Below are 13,163 nucleotides of genomic sequence, written 5' to 3' on the forward strand. Positions count from 1 at the left end.
GTAGTGGGGGGAACGACCCGGCACGCCGGGCCGAACCTCTGATTCTATGCCAACCGGCCGCCCCCGTCAGACCCGGCCGGCCTTGTTAAGCTGCCCGACCGTTCCGCCTGACCGACCTGCCATGACTGCCCGCCGCTTCCTCCAGCTTGACGTGTTCTCCCCCTATCCCGGTGCGGGCAACCCGCTGGCCGTGGTGCTGGACGCCGAAGGCCTCGACGATGCCCGGATGCAGGCAATCGCGCGCTGGACCCGGCTGCCGGAAACCACCTTCGTGCTCGCCCCGCAGGCACCCGGCGCCAGCTACCGGATCCGCATGTTCAGCCCGCAGAAGGAAGTGCCGTTTGCCGGCCACCCAAGCGTCGGTACCGCGCATGCAGTGCTGGACGCCGGCTTGGCGAAGGCAGTGGACGGCCTGCTGGTACAGGACGGCATTGCCGGTGCCCTGCCCTTGCGGGTGGTGGGCGAAGGCGCCACGCGCAGCATCGCGATCCGCACGCCGCGCGCGACGGTGGCAGAAGTGACCACCGCCAGCGACCCGCGTCTGCAGGCAGCCCTGGCCGGCTGGCCGTTGGGCGAACTGCCGCCGGCGCGCATGGCCGGTGGCCGCAGCTGGTGGGTGGTGGCGCTCGCCGATGAAGTCGCGCTGCGCGCCCTGTCGCCGGACTGGGACGCGGTCGCGGCGCTGGCCGAAAGTACCGACAGCATGGGCGTGTTTGCCTACGCGCGCGCTGCGGGTAGTGACTACGACCTGGCCGTCCGTGCGTTCGTCGGCAACGGTCGACGCTTTGAAGACGCCGCCTCGGGCGCGGCCAATGCGGTGCTGGCGGCGTGGCTGGACAGCCGCGGTGCGCTGCCCGGTCGCGCGGGAAGCTACGTGGTCAGCCAAGGCCGCGAAGTGGGCCACGATGCGCGGCTGACACTGCATGTGGACGCAGACGGCGAAGTCTGGTCCGGCGGCCAGGTGCAGACGGTGATCGAAGGCACGATCACCTGGTAATGGACCGAATGCCGGTAGAGCCACGCCCTGCGTGGCTGCGCGCGAACCGTACACCGCGCAGCCACGCAGGGCGTGGCTCTACCGGCCCCATCAACCAGCCAATTCGGCTTCCAGGCTGATCGGCACCGCACTCAACGCCTTGGACACCGGGCAGTTCTGCTTGGCGTCGTCGGCGATCGCGCGGAATTGCGTCGCGTCGATGTTCGGGACCACCGCCTTGACCTTCAGGGTGATCTGCGAGAGCTGCGGGCCGCCTTCCATCGACAGGTCGACCTTGGCCTCGGTGTCCAGCGAGGTCGGCACGAAACCGGCTTCGGTGAGCTTGGCCGACAGCGCCATGGTGAAGCAGCCGGCGTGCGCGGCGGCGATCAGTTCTTCCGGGTTGGTGCCCTTTTCGTCGCCGAAGCGGCTGCTGAAGGCATAGCGGGTCTTGTCCAGCAGGCCGCTCTGCGGCGTGCTGAGTTGTCCCTTGCCTGTCTTGAGGTCACCTTCCCAGTGCGCTGTGGCGTGACGCGAAATGCCCATCGGTTCTTCCTCTGTGGGTGAATGGCAAGTGCAGCGTAGACCGGAGGGCGTTAGCGCCGTGTCTGGCCAGCCGGGGCTCCCAAAAGCGGCCCGGAGGGCGTCTCGGGACCGCATTTCGGGGCATGTCCTGATGCACTGCGGTAATCGAAATTGCAGAAAAGCCGAATTTTTATGCGTTTGCCTATTGGCGGCGCCGCATTGTTGCCCTACATTTCGCTTGCCGATGGGTTCGGCGCGACCACCCAACCAACCGATCACGGAACAGGAAACCATGGCAAAGACCGCTAAGAAGGCTGCCCCGAAGAAGGCAGTGAAGAAAGTCGCGACGAAGGCAGCCGCCAAGCCGGCCGCTCCGAAGCCGATCAAGGAAGTGCTGACCAAGTCCGGCCTGGTTGCACACATCGCAGAAGCCTCCGGCGTTGTCGCCAAGGACGTCCGCGCAGTGCTGGCCTCGCTGGAAACCGCAGTGTCGTCCTCGGTGCACAAGAAGGGCGCAGGCAGCTTCACCCTGCCGGGCCTGCTGAAGATCACCACCGTCAGCGTTGCCGCCAAGCCGAAGCGCAAGGGCATCAACCCGTTCACCAAGGAAGAACAGTGGTTCGCCGCCAAGCCGGCCACCACCAAGCTGAAGGTGCGTCCGCTCAAGAAGCTCAAGGACGCCGCGCTGTAATCTGCGCGCTTCCTGCAGCACCCGGACGGGACGGCCTTGGCCGTCCCGTCCTCGTTTTGGGGCACCGCGTCGCTGGCGAAACACAGCGTTGCCAAACGTCGGCAGCACCCGGCCCGCCGGTTCAGACCCTGCCGCCACGGGCTGCACGGAGGATCCGCGCAAAAGCGGAACGCACAAGGTGGAACACTGCGTGCGGCCGCGCCTGTCGCCCCGACCCGTCGCCGCGCCTAAGGTGGGTCCATCCCCCCACAGTGCACCGCCATGGCCAGCCCCTCGCAACGCTATCGCATCACCGTTACCCCGATCGAAAAGGACGGGCTGCAGTGCAGCGGACGCTGCACCATCGAACTGGAACACCGTGCCCAGCAGGACTGGATGCGGCTGCTGGAGGTGGCCCGGCGCCAGACCGGCCTGAGCGGCGACGAGCGCGCCGCGGCAATCGTCGCCACCCAGCTGCTGCAGGACCTGGCCCAGCGCTACGCCGACCAGCCCAGCCATCCGCTGACCGCACTGCAGCCGCAGCTGGACCAGGTGCTCAGCGCCCTGGATGGAATACAGCGCGCGCCCTGAAGCACCGCTACACTCTGCCCTCCACCGGGGAGGGTGCGCCATGCGTCGCGTCGTGTTTCTTTTGCCGCTGTTGTTTGCAGGGTGCTCCTGCCAGCCCGACCCGGTCGCCGGGGGCGCGCGGCCGGATGCCGCTCCCCTCGCCCACGCAGCGCCCGCGGCGGATGCAGCGCCGCCCGCGGAAGGCGCGCTCTCCAGCGTGGCGTCGCCAACGCTCAGCGCGGTGGCACCCGGCGCCGCGGACGAAGGCACCACCGTACGCAACTACGTGTATGCCCTGCTCAACCGCGACCGCAGCGCCTCGGACGCTTACTGGAGCGGTGGCCGTACCAGCTCCCGCCCCGACGACGCAGTGCTGCGTGACATTCCCGACCTGCGCAACCTGCGGATCGACACCGACAGTCCCATTGCCCGCGACACCGAACAGCCTTCGCGCCTGCGCGAGGTCCCGGTGCGGGTCCGCGCCATCACCGGTACGGGCACCTTCATCTTCCAGGGCTGGTACCGCCTGCAGCCGCGCCCCGACGGCAGCGGCTGGGAAATCCAGGGCGCATCACTGCAGCCGGTGGTGCAATAGCCGTGTAGCACCGATTCATCCAGACCCGCTATCGTGTCTGCATCCCACTCCAGCGCCTGCGCCCATGAAGCTACGCCCGATGTTCGCCCGCCTTGCCGCCTGCACCGTCCTGATCGCCGCTGCCGTCGGCGCGCAGGCCGCTCCCAGCATTTCCGGTCGCAACCTTTCGGTCGGTGCCGCCGACGTGCAGCAGTACCTCGATGGCAGCTTCCCGCGCACCCAGGACGCGCTGGGCGGCCTGATCGCCATGACCATGAGCCATCCCAAGCTGACCCTGCCGCAGGGCAACCGGCTGGACCTGGGCATGGACGTGGCGCTGGCGACCGCCGGTGGCGCCCCCGCGCCGCTGGGCAAGGTCAAGCTGAGCAGCGGCCTGCGCTATGACGCGCAGACCCAGGGCTTCCACCTGGACCAGCCGACCGTGGACGACTTCACCCCGGCCAACAACGGTGGTCGGCTGGACTCGCGCACCCGCGAGCTGCTCAACGTGTTCCTGACCGACTACGCCCGGCGCGAGCCGATCTACAAAATCGACCCGACCGTCGGCGCCCTGCTCGGCGCGCTGCAGGTGCAGTCGGCCCAGGTGCAGAACGGCAAGCTGGTGGTGACCTTCAACCAGGACCTGGGCGCGATGGTGCCGGCCGGGGTGTTGGGGAAATAACCCCAACACCGTTGTCCGTCAGCGCTTCGGTTGCAGCATCGTCCCGGTGCACTTCTTCGAGCCACAGCGGCATTCCCAGATCTTCTTCAGGCGCGCCGTGTGGCGCTCGGCCAGGGTGATGCCGTAGTTGTAGGTCAGCTCGGCGCCGGGCTGGATGTCCTTGATCGCCTCGATGAACACCTTGTCCTCGCGGCGGTTGTCGCCCTCGGCTTCCTCGATCACGGCTTCGCAGTTCGGGTCGCAGCTGTGGTTCAACCAGCGCGCATCGTTGCCCTTGTAGTTGGCGTCGATCACGTAGTCGTCGTTCAGGGTGAACAGGAACGTGTGACCGCTTTCCACATCCCCGGTATCATCGGCATCCACATCGGCGTGGCTGCGCAGCAGGCCCTTGTACTGGATGACCCGTTCGCCCTTCTTCAGTGGCGCCAGCGCGAACACGCCATTGCCGTGGATCGAGGATTTGCGGGCTTGGATCTTCTTGGGCATCAGGCTGGCCGTTACGTTGGGATGGTCGATTCTCGCTTAATAGTCGTGATGATGCCTACCTGAACACGACGGGTTGGATGCCCGCGCATAAAAGCGTACAATTTCAGTCCGCTTTATGGCTCTGCCCTCCCCATGCTCCGCGTCACCAAGCTCACCGATTACGCCACCGTCGTCCTGACCGTCCTTGCCGCACGCCCGGGCGAGGTACTCAGCGCGACCGAACTGGCCGAATTCGCCCGCCTCGAACCGCCCACCGTCAGCAAGCTGCTCAAGCCGCTGGCCCAGGCCGGCCTGGTTGAAGGCCTGCGCGGCGTCCGCGGCGGCTACCGGCTGACCCGTGCCGCGGACCAGATCAGCCTGTTCGAGATCGTCGAAGCCATGGAGGGCCCGCTGGGCCTGACCGAGTGCGCGCACGACCACAGCCAGTGCGGACGCGAGCTCCAGTGCGGCGCGCGCAGCAGCTGGCGGATGATCAACGACGTGGTGTCCGAAGCACTGCGCAAGGTCAGCCTGGCGCAGATCCTGCCCCCTCTTCCCCTTGTTGATGGCACCCGTCGCGTGATCGCGGCGGATGTCGTCTCCTGATTTACAGGCAGCCCCCATGGCCACCGATACCCTCGACACCGTCGCCCCCGGCGATACCCCCAACCGCGAGATCCATGAGCAGCTCGGCCGCAAGTATTCGGCCGGCTTCATCACGGACATCGAATCGGACTCGCTGCCGCCCGGCCTGGACGAGGACACCATCCGTGCCCTGTCGGCCAAGAAGGACGAGCCGGAATGGATGACCGAATGGCGCCTGGCCGCCTACCGGCACTTCCTGACCATGCCGATGCCGAACTGGGCCAAGCTGCAGATCGCCGCGATCGACCTGCAGGCGCTCAGCTACTACTCCGCGCCGAAGGGCCCGAAGTACGCCTCGCTGGATGACGTGCCCAAGGAGCTGCTGGACACCTACGACAAGCTGGGCGTGCCGCTGCACGAGCGCGCCAAGCTGGCCGGCGTGGCGGTGGATGCGGTGTTCGACTCGGTGTCGGTCGGTACCACCTTCCGCAAGGAACTGGCCGAGAAGGGCATCATCTTCTGCTCGATGTCCGAGGCCATCAAGGAACACCCGGAGCTGGTGCGCCAGTACCTGGGCACCGTGGTGCCGGTGGGTGACAACTACTTCGCCGCGCTCAACTCGGCGGTGTTCTCCGATGGCAGCTTCGTGTTCATTCCCAAGGGCGTGCGCTGCCCGATGGAGCTGAGCACCTACTTCCGCATCAACGCCGGCCACACCGGCCAGTTCGAGCGTACCCTGATCGTGTGCGAGGACAAGGCCTACGTGTCCTACCTGGAAGGCTGCACCGCGCCGATGCGCGACGAGAACCAGCTGCACGCCGCCGTGGTCGAGCTGGTCGCGCTGGAAGACGCGGAGATCAAGTACTCCACCGTGCAGAACTGGTACCCGGGCGACGAGAACGGCGTCGGCGGCATCTACAACTTCGTCACCAAGCGTGCCGAATGCCGTGGCGCGCGCAGCAAGGTCACCTGGACCCAGGTCGAGACCGGTTCGGCGATCACCTGGAAGTACCCGTCCTGCGTGCTGCTGGGCGACGATTCGGTGGGCGAGTTCCACTCGGTGGCGCTCACACACCACCGCCAGCAGGCCGACACCGGCACCAAGATGATCCACATCGGCAAGCGCACCAAGAGCAAGATCGTCAGCAAGGGCATCAGCGCCGGCCGCGGCCAGAACACCTACCGCGGCCTGGTGCGGGTGGACCGCAACGCCGATGGCGCGCGCAACTACACCCAGTGCGATTCGCTGCTGATCGGCAAGCAGTGCGGCGCCCACACCTTCCCCTACATCGAGGTGAAGAACCCGGGCGCCACCGTCGAGCACGAGGCCACCACCTCCAAGATCTCCGACGACCAGCTGTTCTATTGCCGCGCCCGTGGCATCAGCCAGGAAGACGCGGTGTCGATGATCGTCGACGGCTTCTGCAAGCAGGTGTTCCGCGAACTGCCGATGGAGTTCGCGGTGGAAGCCAAGAAGCTGCTGGAAGTCTCGCTGGAAGGTTCGGTGGGCTGACCGCCCGCCCCTGCCCCTCGCAAACGCATTCTCTTTACCGGCGGGCCGCGGCCCGCCCCACGGAAACCCCCACCATGCTGAAGATCGAAAACCTCCACGCCCGCATCGGCGACAAGGAAATCCTCAAGGGCCTGTCGCTGGACATCCAGCCGGGCCAGGTGCACGCCATCATGGGCCCGAACGGCGCTGGCAAGTCCACCCTGGGCAATGTCCTGGCCGGCCGCGACGGCTACGAAGTGACCGAAGGCAGCGTGCAGTTCGACGGCGTCGACCTGCTGGAGCAGGACCCGGAAGCGCGCGCCGCTGCCGGCCTGTTCCTGGCGTTCCAGTACCCGGTGGAAATCCCGGGCGTGAACAACACCTACTTCCTGCGCGCGGCACTGAACGCCCAGCGCAAGGCACGCGGCGAGGAAGAACTCGATTCCATGCAGTTCCTCAAGCTGGTGCGCCAGAAGCTGGCCGTGCTGCACCTGAAGGACGAACTGCTGCACCGTGGCGTCAACGAAGGCTTCTCCGGTGGCGAGAAGAAGCGCAACGAAATCTTCCAGCTGGCCGTGCTCGAGCCGAAGCTGGCGATCCTGGACGAGACCGACAGCGGCCTGGACATCGACGCGCTCAAGAGCGTGGCCGACGGTGTCAACGCGCTGCGCTCGCCGGACCGTTCGTTCCTGGTGATCACCCATTACCAGCGCCTGCTCGACTACATCAAGCCAGACGTGGTGCACGTGCTGGCCGACGGCAAGATCGTGCAGAGCGGCGGCCCGGAGCTCGCCCTGGAACTGGAAGCCCACGGCTACCACTTCCTGAAGGACCGCGTGGTGCCGGAGGCAGCGGTCTGATGAGCGCCCTGCTGGATTCCCTTGCCGCCGGCTTCTGCGGCAGCGACGCGCGACGCGCCGAGCTCGACGCGGCCCTGCAGGCCGGCCTGCCCGGCCCGCGCAGCGAAGCCTGGAAATACACCTCGCTGCGCCAGCTGGAACGCCGTACCTTCCAGCCCGCGCCGCTGGCTGCGCCCGACATCGACCCTGCCCTGCTGGCCGACATCCCGTCGCCGCGGCTGGTGTTCGTGAACGGCCGCCCGTCCGCCGCGCACAGTGATGTGTCGGCGCTGCCGGCCGGCGTGCAGGTGCAGACTCTGTCCTCGGCGCTGCACGCCGGTGACGACGCCCTGCGCTTCCTCGGCCGCCGCTTCGAGCGCAGCGAAGAGATCTTCGCCCGCCTCAACGCCGCACTGGCCGACGAAGGCGTGCTGGTCCGCGTGGATGACGGCGTGCAGGTCGACGCACCGCTGCAGCTGGTCTTCATCAGCGCCGCCGGCACCGCCGACCTGGCCTGGCACCACCGCCACCTGATCGAGCTGCGCGCCGGCGCCGCGCTCGGCGTGGTCGAACACCATCTGGACCTGGGCGACGCCGCGCACTTCGGCAACACCCTCGTGCACGTGCACCTGGCCAAGGACGCCGTGCTCTCGCACGCCCGCGTGCAGGCCGACAGCGCCCGCGCCACCACCCTGCTGCGCACCGACGCCGTGCTGGCCCGGGACGCGCAGTACCGCCGCGTGGACCTGGAGCTGGGCGCCGCGCTCAGCCGCCACGAACTCAACGTGCGCCTGGAAGGCGACAACGCCCAGCTCACCGCCAACGGCGTGCTGCTCGGCAATGGCCGCCGCCACGTCGACACCCGCCTGGGCATCGAGCACATCGCGCGCGACACCGCCTCGGAAATGGTCTGGCGCGGCGTCGCCGCCAACCGCAGCCGCGTGGTCTTCCACGGCGGCATCCACATCCGGGCCGGCGCCGATGGCACCGACGCCAACCTCTCCAACAAGAACCTGCTGCTCTCGGCCGACGCCGAGATCGACACCCAGCCCACGCTGGTGATCGACGCGGATGAGGTGAAGGCCGCCCACGGCGCCACCGTCGGCCAGCTCGACGCCAACGCGCTGTTCTACCTGCGCTCGCGCGGCCTGCCGGCCGAACAGGCCCAGCAGCTGCTCAGCGCCGCGTTCTGCCATGAACCGCTGAACATGCTCGACGCGCGCCTGACCGAGCAGCTGCGCCGCCAGCTCGACATCGCGCTGGCCAAGGCAGGCGTGGCATGAACCTCTCCACCCCGCGCCCGGCGACCGACACTGCGGTCGCCCCCGACTGGGACCGCGTGCGCCTGGACTTCCCGCTGCTGATGCGGGAAGTGCACGGCAAGCCGCTGGTGTACTTCGACAACGCCAACACCGGGCAGAAGCCGGTGCAGGTGATCGGCGCGGTGGACGAGTACTACCGGCGCTACAACGCCAACGTGAGCCGCGCCGTGCACGCGCTGGGCACCGAGGCCACCGACGCCTACGAGGGCGCACGCACCAAGCTGGCACGCTTCCTCAACGTGCGCGCCAGCGAGCTGGTGCTGTGCAGCGGCACCACCTTCGCGATCAACCTGGTGGCCTATTCGTGGGCGTTGCCGCGCCTGAAGGCCGGCGACGTGATCCTGGTGTCGCGCATGGAGCACCACGCCAACATCGTGCCGTGGCAGCTGGTCGCCCAGCGCACCGGCGCCACCATCCGCGTGGCCGAGATCACCCCCGAGGGCGCACTCGACCTCGACGCGCTGCGCAAGGCGATGACCCCCGAGGTCAAGCTGCTCGCCGTTGCCCACGTCTCCAACGTGCTGGGCACCGTGAACCCGGTTCGCGAGATCTGCCGTGAAGCGCGCAAGCGCGGCATCATCACCGTGGTCGACGGCTCGCAGGCCGTGCCGCACCGCAAGGTCGACATTGCCGCGATCGGCTGCGACTTCTACGCCATCACCGGCCACAAGATGTGCGGCCCGACCGGCACCGGCGCGCTGTGGGCCAAGCGCGAGCACCTGGATGCCATGCCGCCGTTCCTGGGCGGCGGCGAGATGATCAAGGAAGTCAGTTTCGACGGCACCGTGTTCAGCGATGCCCCGCACAAGTTCGAAGCCGGCACCCCGAACATCGCCGGTTTCATTGGTCTCGGCGTGGCGGTGGATTACCTCGAATCGCTGGGCCTGGAGCACGTGGAAGCACGCGAAGGCGAACTGCTCGCACACTTCACCGAAGAGCTCAACAAGATCGAAGGCCTGCGCATGTTCGGCACCACGCCGGACAAGGCGGCGGTGGTCTCCTTCCTGATCGAAGGCGCGCACGCGCACGACCTGGCCACCCTGCTCGACCTGGAAGGCGTCGCCATCCGCTCCGGCCAGCACTGCGCCCACCCGCTGCTGCAGTACTACGGCGTAGCAGCCACCTGCCGCGCGTCGCTCGCGTTCTACAACACGCACGCCGAAATCGAGCGCTTCATCGCAGCGCTGAACAAGGTTCGCAAGCTGCTGGGCTGACCTGGTAGCGCACGACCGCTGGTCGTGCGCAGATTGCAAACTGCGGACGCCCCCCCGCACCCACCGGTCTCGCCACGCATTCCATGCGAAGATTGACACTGGAACCGAGCCAGCAACCCACGCGGCACATCCTAGATGCCGGGGATGCCATGGCGGAAAATGCACTCTGCGCCATCCAGGTTGCACGAACCCGCAGTAATTCTGACTCCACCACCGGACTGCAGCTCAATTTTCACCGAAAGAGCCTCGCCGTCATGGTTCCACGTAACCTCATTGATCGAATTGCTACTTCCCCAGGGCTCGCGCCGATCGATCAGAACGTCAACCAGAGACTCAAAGACCAGGCGCCGCACTGACGACGCCGGATCCAGTGCGTGGATTTCGACGGTCCCAAGTGCCCAGTCAACCCGTACATCCAGCAGTGTCCAGTCATGCAAGTTCAATGTCACGTTGCTCCAAGCGTCGGCGTTGCTGACGTCACACTAGGAATCACAGGTTGGTGCCGTGCCGACACGTCATCGGCACGATCAAAGCCGAAAATCTACGACTCCCTTCAGCGCCTTGACAGCGGGTCAAGCAGCCCATCGATATAGCCTCCGAGCCCAACGACATCTACAGCTCCACCGATGAGATCGTCATCCATCATCTTCCGCACCTCACCGATCCCGCCCAACCTGCTCGTCACTGATCGCATGAATTCCAGTCGCCCCAGGAACAGCGTCGTATCCTGATCCAGCCGGACAATCCAACGCTTGCCGAGCGAACAGACATAGTGGTCGCGCAGGAAATTGGTGTTCTCGTCCCAATACGCCCGAACTGAGTCCATGTCTGCCTTGATGTGAACCATGGACCCCGAATCAGCCGCGTTTCTGTACCTGGTCGCAGCGAGGCCAGACGGATATCCGACCCCGCTGTTGTGCGCCGCCAGCCAGCAACTCCAAACAATATCGGGCGCCAGATCCTCATACAACGTACGGTCAAAAGCCATTCCCGCCCAACCCTAAGTCGCAAACGGCAGGTCAGGTGGCATCGTCGGAAGCAAGATGGACTCGATGAAGTTCAGCCAATCAGTCGTCATCACCTTCGCTTCCTTTCGAAAGAGGCACCCATCATCGCGACTCTACCAGATACCCTGCATCCCTGACTGGAGAACGCAAACCGCTTCGCTATTGCACACCATCAAGGAACAACAGCCGCGAAAGTAAAATTCACAGGCAAGCCAAGACGCCCCAATATCTGCACTGCGTTTGAGCCGAGAGTAACCTGCCCCGCACCTCCACCGCGCTCATCCACGTCCGTAAGCAGAAGCACGTCCACGAATGCAGACTCAACTCCGGGCAGGCTCGCCAACTCAGTTCCCCCACTCATCGCGATCCGACCCATGACAGCGATCAGTGCAGAAACTTCGGCATCGTCGCCTTGCAACGTCAGCCTCCAGAGTCCCGTTTTCTCCACTACGCCAGAGCCATTGGACGTCGTCCATGCGTGCCCCATCCTGTGAGCTTTGGTTGGCTGGACGGCCAGGATCCCCGAGATGACATCCGGATCAAGCGCATCGCCCTTGATGTATAGGGTGACTTGGCACGAAGCAGGCATTGGTTCGGCTTCCTCACTAATCGCCACAGGTTATCGGGGCCTGCGCTGCTGTCAACGCTTCGCCGGGAAGCTCACTGCAAGGCCTGGTGCCCCCCCTGCCCCTTGGATCAGCACGCTGAACTGCTCATCGGCAGTGTTTCCATAACAGTCCACGAGCATCACGACCCCAGCGGATTCAGATTGGAACAGAGCCGAGTCGCCGGTGGAGGCCGCGATTGCCACCATGGAGGTGACGGCGAACCCGCTCACGGGCGCGAATCCAAGATCGTCGTTCTCATGAAAGCCGATCTCGCCCTCAACGAGACCCAGTCTGCGCTCGGCGCACTGCATGACCCTGAGTGCTTCGGCTTGGTCCACATAAGTACGAACGAGGCCCGGGGCATCACGGATATCCCGCGGCCACAAAATGTTCCACTCGAATGACCTGGCCCGGAAGTCATCGATACTTAGGTTGCAGGAGGCCGCTTCATTGATGGCCTGGACCAGCGCAGCGCCGTGGCGTGACCGCAAGTGCGCGCGCGCTCTCTCATCGCCCAGCAAGGTTCGCCGCTTACGTACCTCATCCCAGCGCTTGCTCTCCACTCGGGGCGTCCTCGAATCAAGTAGTTGTCACATCAACAACACGGAAAACGCCGCAACCGTTCTCTGCTTCAGCACGGTGCACATGTTCCCCCTGAAGTCGACGTCACCATCACAGGGACAGCCTTTCCCTCATCCTGGTAGCGAATAGTGCTGTTCCAGAGTAGATTCAGGACCTCCTCACGCCCCAGCCATTGCCCCCAAGAGTGCGCATGCCGCTCCGATGGCCACGCTGAGAAGAAGCAGGACTGCGGGCGGGAACCCAGCACTGGTACCCACAACCAACGGGACTGAAAGCAGTTTAACCACAACGAATGCGAGCAAGGTTCTGGGCGCCGCGCCACCGGGCCATTTACGCGCACAGGGGAAGCAGGTCAGGAAGTAAGCCAGCCCGAGCAAGACCTCGTGCGGAATAAGCAAACTAATGTGTCCCAGGCTGGCAATCAACTCGACTTCAAAGTAGCCAAGCGGCACGCCAACGACCAAGGCGGACACCGCCAACCCAATTGACACCGCCGCGACTCTTGTAATGCACCTGCCAAACGGTGAAGAAGGCACGCAATACGGCAAGTCTTTCATCTGAAAATTCGATCCCCTTGATGCCAATTGCGCCGCTCACATCCAGGTCACTGGTAGACCCTCGGAACTCCACTGAATTCGCCGAGAGCGTATCGATAAGAGGGAAGCACGTCAGAAACTGAGTAGACCTCCAGGCAGGCGATGAATCCGTTCCGCACGTAGAGAATGAACTCCAGCTCCTTCGCGTCGCCGGTAACAGCACTCAAGTCCGCGATGCGGAAGTCCCGCTGCCCCTCCAGGGGAACGGCGCCGGTCGTGAGAACAAAGTCCACGTAAACGCCAGCGGAGGTTTCGTCCCTCACTACTGACTCAATCCTGCTTGTTTGCGCCACAAGATCACGAGGAACACCTCTGCCATGCAGAAGGAGCGCAATCGCGTCTTGTCCAAGCTTCGGAAGCTGTGAGATAGCGGACATCGTGACAACCAGTCAGAGTTGGAAGGTGATAGCTAACGAAGCGCGCCGCCAGAGTCGAGTACAGTCGACTCAAGGAAGG

At 65.3% G+C, this 13,163-nt stretch carries 17 protein-coding genes; 10 read left to right on the top strand and 7 right to left on the bottom strand.

Annotated features, from left to right (window positions below; all coding sequences use genetic code 11):
- Positions 1-121: 121 nt before the first annotated feature.
- Positions 122-997, top strand: coding sequence for a PhzF family phenazine biosynthesis protein (locus RYM47_RS01900; protein ID WP_315385709.1), 876 nt, complete (start codon positions 122-124; stop codon positions 995-997).
- 90 nt (positions 998-1,087) lie between these two features.
- Here the strand turns inward: RYM47_RS01900 and RYM47_RS01905 are convergent, their stop codons facing one another.
- On the bottom strand, positions 1,088-1,522 hold the full coding sequence (locus RYM47_RS01905) for an OsmC family protein (RefSeq protein WP_282246895.1): 435 nt from the start codon (positions 1,520-1,522) through the stop codon (positions 1,088-1,090).
- 271 nt (positions 1,523-1,793) lie between these two features.
- Between RYM47_RS01905 and RYM47_RS01910 the strand changes: the two genes are divergently transcribed.
- The 4 genes from RYM47_RS01910 to RYM47_RS01925 all read left to right on the top strand — a co-directional run bounded on the left by RYM47_RS01910 (position 1,794) and on the right by RYM47_RS01925 (position 3,997).
- On the top strand, positions 1,794-2,192 hold the full coding sequence (locus tag RYM47_RS01910) for an HU family DNA-binding protein (protein WP_315385710.1): 399 nt from the start codon (positions 1,794-1,796) through the stop codon (positions 2,190-2,192).
- A gap of 261 nt (positions 2,193-2,453) precedes the next feature.
- The gene (locus tag RYM47_RS01915; RefSeq protein WP_070206636.1) at positions 2,454-2,762 is read left to right on the top strand and encodes a DUF3861 family protein; all 309 of its coding nucleotides are present in this window, start codon (positions 2,454-2,456) and stop codon (positions 2,760-2,762) included.
- Between the two features lie 40 nt (positions 2,763-2,802).
- Positions 2,803-3,336: a hypothetical protein gene (locus RYM47_RS01920; RefSeq protein WP_315385712.1), complete on the top strand. Its 534-nt coding sequence runs from the start codon at positions 2,803-2,805 to the stop codon at positions 3,334-3,336.
- 64 nt (positions 3,337-3,400) lie between these two features.
- Entirely contained in the window at positions 3,401-3,997 is a 597-nt protein-coding gene (locus tag RYM47_RS01925) for a DUF1439 domain-containing protein (RefSeq protein WP_315385713.1), read from the top strand.
- A gap of 18 nt (positions 3,998-4,015) precedes the next feature.
- Here RYM47_RS01925 and RYM47_RS01930 read toward each other — a convergent pair whose 3' ends face one another.
- The gene (locus RYM47_RS01930) at positions 4,016-4,483 is read right to left on the bottom strand and encodes an SET domain-containing protein-lysine N-methyltransferase (protein ID WP_315385715.1); all 468 of its coding nucleotides are present in this window, start codon (positions 4,481-4,483) and stop codon (positions 4,016-4,018) included.
- A gap of 132 nt (positions 4,484-4,615) precedes the next feature.
- Here RYM47_RS01930 and RYM47_RS01935 point away from each other — a divergent pair, with 132 nt between their 5' ends.
- The 5 genes from RYM47_RS01935 (at position 4,616) to RYM47_RS01955 (ending at position 9,914) form a co-directional block, all read left to right on the top strand.
- Positions 4,616-5,068 carry an SUF system Fe-S cluster assembly regulator gene (locus RYM47_RS01935; protein WP_315385717.1) on the top strand — a complete coding sequence of 151 codons (453 nt, stop codon included), beginning with the start codon at positions 4,616-4,618 and terminating at the stop codon, positions 5,066-5,068.
- Positions 5,069-5,084: 16 nt separating this feature from the next.
- Positions 5,085-6,560 carry a Fe-S cluster assembly protein SufB gene (sufB, locus tag RYM47_RS01940; protein WP_315385719.1) on the top strand — a complete coding sequence of 492 codons (1,476 nt, stop codon included), beginning with the start codon at positions 5,085-5,087 and terminating at the stop codon, positions 6,558-6,560.
- Positions 6,561-6,634: 74 nt separating this feature from the next.
- On the top strand, positions 6,635-7,399 hold the full coding sequence (gene sufC, locus RYM47_RS01945) for a Fe-S cluster assembly ATPase SufC (protein ID WP_315385721.1): 765 nt from the start codon (positions 6,635-6,637) through the stop codon (positions 7,397-7,399).
- Positions 7,399-8,661 (top strand): Fe-S cluster assembly protein SufD, encoded by a 1,263-nt coding sequence (sufD, locus tag RYM47_RS01950; protein ID WP_315385723.1) that lies wholly within the window; start codon positions 7,399-7,401, stop codon positions 8,659-8,661. Before sufC ends, sufD begins: the two co-directional genes overlap by 1 nt.
- The gene (locus tag RYM47_RS01955) at positions 8,658-9,914 is read left to right on the top strand and encodes a cysteine desulfurase (protein ID WP_315385725.1); all 1,257 of its coding nucleotides are present in this window, start codon (positions 8,658-8,660) and stop codon (positions 9,912-9,914) included. The genes sufD and RYM47_RS01955 overlap by 4 nt, the downstream gene beginning before the upstream one ends.
- Positions 9,915-10,045: 131 nt before the next feature.
- Here the strand turns inward: RYM47_RS01955 and RYM47_RS01960 are convergent, their stop codons facing one another.
- The 5 genes from RYM47_RS01960 to RYM47_RS01980 form a co-directional block, all read right to left on the bottom strand.
- Positions 10,046-10,363, bottom strand: a complete 318-nt coding sequence (locus RYM47_RS01960) for a hypothetical protein (protein ID WP_315385727.1) — start codon at positions 10,361-10,363, stop codon at positions 10,046-10,048.
- Between the two features lie 104 nt (positions 10,364-10,467).
- Positions 10,468-10,902, bottom strand: a complete 435-nt coding sequence (locus RYM47_RS01965) for a hypothetical protein (RefSeq protein WP_315385729.1) — start codon at positions 10,900-10,902, stop codon at positions 10,468-10,470.
- Positions 10,903-11,093: 191 nt separating this feature from the next.
- Positions 11,094-11,510: a hypothetical protein gene (locus tag RYM47_RS01970; protein ID WP_315385731.1), complete on the bottom strand. Its 417-nt coding sequence runs from the start codon at positions 11,508-11,510 to the stop codon at positions 11,094-11,096.
- Positions 11,511-11,561: 51 nt separating this feature from the next.
- Positions 11,562-12,092: a hypothetical protein gene (locus tag RYM47_RS01975; RefSeq protein ID WP_315385733.1), complete on the bottom strand. Its 531-nt coding sequence runs from the start codon at positions 12,090-12,092 to the stop codon at positions 11,562-11,564.
- A gap of 623 nt (positions 12,093-12,715) precedes the next feature.
- Positions 12,716-13,084: a hypothetical protein gene (locus tag RYM47_RS01980; RefSeq protein WP_315385735.1), complete on the bottom strand. Its 369-nt coding sequence runs from the start codon at positions 13,082-13,084 to the stop codon at positions 12,716-12,718.
- Positions 13,085-13,163: the final 79 nt, after the last annotated feature.

It is taken from the genome of uncultured Stenotrophomonas sp. (assembly GCF_963519125.1).
In the GTDB taxonomy this organism is placed as follows: Bacteria; Pseudomonadota; Gammaproteobacteria; order Xanthomonadales; family Xanthomonadaceae; genus Stenotrophomonas.

Bases quoted from the DNA above. Each gene is read 5' to 3' on its own strand.
- RYM47_RS01900 (WP_315385709.1), top strand. From the start codon at position 122: ATGACTGCCCGCCGCTTCCTCCAGCTTGACGTGTTCTCCCCCTATCCC.
- RYM47_RS01905 (WP_282246895.1), bottom strand. From the start codon at position 1,522: ATGGGCATTTCGCGTCACGCCACAGCGCACTGGGAAGGTGACCTCAAG.
- RYM47_RS01910 (WP_315385710.1), top strand. From the start codon at position 1,794: ATGGCAAAGACCGCTAAGAAGGCTGCCCCGAAGAAGGCAGTGAAGAAA.
- RYM47_RS01915 (WP_070206636.1), top strand. From the start codon at position 2,454: ATGGCCAGCCCCTCGCAACGCTATCGCATCACCGTTACCCCGATCGAA.
- RYM47_RS01920 (WP_315385712.1), top strand. From the start codon at position 2,803: ATGCGTCGCGTCGTGTTTCTTTTGCCGCTGTTGTTTGCAGGGTGCTCC.
- RYM47_RS01925 (WP_315385713.1), top strand. From the start codon at position 3,401: ATGAAGCTACGCCCGATGTTCGCCCGCCTTGCCGCCTGCACCGTCCTG.
- RYM47_RS01930 (WP_315385715.1), bottom strand. From the start codon at position 4,483: ATGCCCAAGAAGATCCAAGCCCGCAAATCCTCGATCCACGGCAATGGC.
- RYM47_RS01935 (WP_315385717.1), top strand. From the start codon at position 4,616: ATGCTCCGCGTCACCAAGCTCACCGATTACGCCACCGTCGTCCTGACC.
- sufB (WP_315385719.1), top strand. From the start codon at position 5,085: ATGGCCACCGATACCCTCGACACCGTCGCCCCCGGCGATACCCCCAAC.
- sufC (WP_315385721.1), top strand. From the start codon at position 6,635: ATGCTGAAGATCGAAAACCTCCACGCCCGCATCGGCGACAAGGAAATC.
- sufD (WP_315385723.1), top strand. From the start codon at position 7,399: ATGAGCGCCCTGCTGGATTCCCTTGCCGCCGGCTTCTGCGGCAGCGAC.
- RYM47_RS01955 (WP_315385725.1), top strand. From the start codon at position 8,658: ATGAACCTCTCCACCCCGCGCCCGGCGACCGACACTGCGGTCGCCCCC.
- RYM47_RS01965 (WP_315385729.1), bottom strand. From the start codon at position 10,902: ATGGCTTTTGACCGTACGTTGTATGAGGATCTGGCGCCCGATATTGTT.
- RYM47_RS01970 (WP_315385731.1), bottom strand. From the start codon at position 11,510: ATGCCTGCTTCGTGCCAAGTCACCCTATACATCAAGGGCGATGCGCTT.
- RYM47_RS01980 (WP_315385735.1), bottom strand. From the start codon at position 13,084: ATGTCCGCTATCTCACAGCTTCCGAAGCTTGGACAAGACGCGATTGCG.